The organism is Moorena sp. SIO1F2, from assembly GCF_010672755.1.
Lineage (GTDB): Bacteria > Cyanobacteriota > Cyanobacteriia > Cyanobacteriales > Coleofasciculaceae > Moorena.
This window is the reverse complement of the sequence record NZ_JAAHFV010000573.1, coordinates 1-2,556: the sequence shown is the minus strand read 5'-3', so window position 1 is coordinate 2,556 and position 2,556 is coordinate 1. Positions and strand designations below refer to the sequence as shown.

Here is a 2,556-nt window from a genome sequence, read left to right as displayed (position 1 = left end):
TGGCCACGCGGGGCGCGTTCGGAGCAGGTAAGAGGCAAGAGGCAACAGGCAACAGGCAAGAGGCAACAGGCAACAGGCAAGAGGCAACAGGCAACAGGCAACAGGCAAAAAATCCTTTGTACCTCATAGCTGTGATAAACGCTATAGGTCATGAACAATGTAAGTATTCAGCTAATAGCTGATAACTAATACCTAATACCTAATACCTAATACCTGATAGCTCATAGCTTACCCTACTCCCTACTCCCTACTCCCTAAAATAAAATAATAGACATACTCTCCCCCTTAATCACTTTCCTGCTGTTGACATCACAACTAATGAAAAGTGGTGTGGGGAGAGACTGAGATCAACAGGACCATCGAAGCCCACTCCTAAACGTAAGGATCTAGATAGTAATAACTAGCTAGTATTTAATTTTAGCGGTCAGTGGTCAGTGGTCAGCCTATGGGCTACGCGCATGAGCTGATAGTTAATAGCTGAGAGCTGTTCGCGTAGCGTGCGCGTAGCGCTAATCGCTGATAGCTGATAGCTGATAGCTGATAGCTAATCGCTGTTCGCTGATAGCTGATAGCTGATATTTTACGATTATTTCCTAAACAAATCAGTCAATCAAACCTTAGTAGTTAACCCCCAATTAGTTATTCTTAATAATCTATATTTATCAGGACAATTGAGTAATTTTTTAAAAAAAAGTTCTGGAATAAGTGATGTCATAACTTGGTTAAATTATCCGATAATTTCCTTAAAAAAACATAAAAATAAATCGTTGAATAAGTGCTGATTATTTAGGCACTAATTCTGTATTCTTAGTAACCTAGAGCTTTCAGGACAATTTACTAAATTGCTGGAATATAGCATTGATTATACCTATGAGGTAAAGTCTTTACTGGCGCTGATTGCCTTTAAGACCTTATTAATTCTGACCTTTGGCTTAAAAGGATCAGCCAAATACCTAATTATAAAGATAATTAATATAATTATTGAGATAAAATTGTTTAATCTTTAATTGAATTTTATTAAACCATAATCCCGGTAAATAATACTATCAAAAAACAGCCCATAAGTCAATGTCATAGGCAGTAGGGAACAGGGAGTAGGGAGCAGGGAGTAGGGAGCAGGGAGTAGGGAGCAGGGAATAGGGAGCGTTGCGTCAGTCTTCGCGCTGAATAGGAGTAGAGTGGGCATCCTGCCCGCCCGAAAATTGTAACGGGCAAGATGCCCATTCCACAAGATGCCCATTCCACCTCACTCTTAAAATCATTCCATAATTAAGCAACGCCCCCTACTCCTTACTCCCTACTCCCTACTCCCTACTCCCTACTCCCTACTCCCGACTCCCGACTCCCGACTCCCTACTCCCCACTCAACGCTTCACAAAGAACCTGATCATACTGTTTAGCAATGACTTCAGGAGTAAAATTCTCTAATAAATACTCACGACCAGCCTGACCTAGGGACTTGACTAACTCCTGATTAGCCGCCAGAGAGCGGATATAGTCAGCCAGACCTTGGCTGTCTTCATTCACGAAGCTGGCACCGCACTTAGCTTTGGCGATCAGCTCAGTTAAGTAGGCTTCCCGAGAGCAAATTACCGCCACGGGAACCCCAGCAGCTAACGCAGAGTAGAGTTTGCTAGGAGCCACTAAGGTTTCCATACCAGGAATCACACTTACTAACGAGAGATCGCAAGCGGTTAAGGAGTAGGGCAACACCTCTTTGTCTTGGTAGGGCAAAAATAGAAAGTTAGTTAAGCCTAAGCGCTTCACGTCCTCGATTAAGGCTTCTCGCTTCGCGCCACTACCAATACAGACAAACTGAATCGGTTCGTCTTTCAGTAATTTAGCAGTCTCAAGAATCGTGTCGATATCATGGCAGCGCCCCATATTACCAGAGTAAAGCACCGTGAATTTATTTACTAAGTTGTGCTTCTGGGCAAACCAGTTATCTGGCTTGGGCAGTGGCACAATCACATCTGGGTTAGCCCAACTGTGAATCACGGCAACTTTGTTAGCTAGTTTAGGACAGGTATTTATCACTCGTTGCTTCATGGCTGAACTGAGGACAATAATTGCCTCCGCTTTACGCCAAACCCGACGATTGAGACCTCTCCAAAATCGAGCCAAGGGATGATTGTGACCAATCACTCCTAATTCTACAGCAATGTCTGGGTAGAAATCGTAAATTAGGCAAACATAGCGCATACCAAAAATCTTACGAGCCAGATAGGCAACCACAGGGAAAAACGGTGGCGCAGTCGTTAATAACACCAAGTTACGACGACGATAGTTTTTAACTAAGTGCAAGAACGCTCGCACAGCAAAAATTAAGCCATTGATAGCCTTACCACGAATCTGCTGAGGCCACAGTTGAGACGCACGCGATCGCTTAATTTGTACTTTTCCCAACTTTTCATACATTGGTGCAGTGGCAGTCTCAAAAGCATAGCCTGGTTGCCCAGTAAACACCTTAATATCTATGCCTTGTTTGCCCAATTGCATCACCAACTCTTGGATTAACTGGCCAGTAGCAGCATAGTCAGGAGGAAAAAACTGAGA

At 43.4% G+C, this 2,556-nt stretch carries 2 protein-coding genes; both read right to left on the bottom strand.

Annotated elements, in window-relative coordinates:
- Window positions 1–1,071: 1,071 nt before the first annotated feature.
- Window positions 1,072–1,245, bottom strand: coding sequence for a hypothetical protein (locus tag F6J94_RS32875; protein WP_293017746.1), 174 nt, complete (start codon window positions 1,243–1,245; stop codon window positions 1,072–1,074).
- A gap of 108 nt (window positions 1,246–1,353) precedes the next feature.
- On the bottom strand, window positions 1,354–2,556 hold a 1,203-nt coding region (locus F6J94_RS32870), incomplete at its 5' end, for a glycosyltransferase family 4 protein (RefSeq protein WP_293047906.1).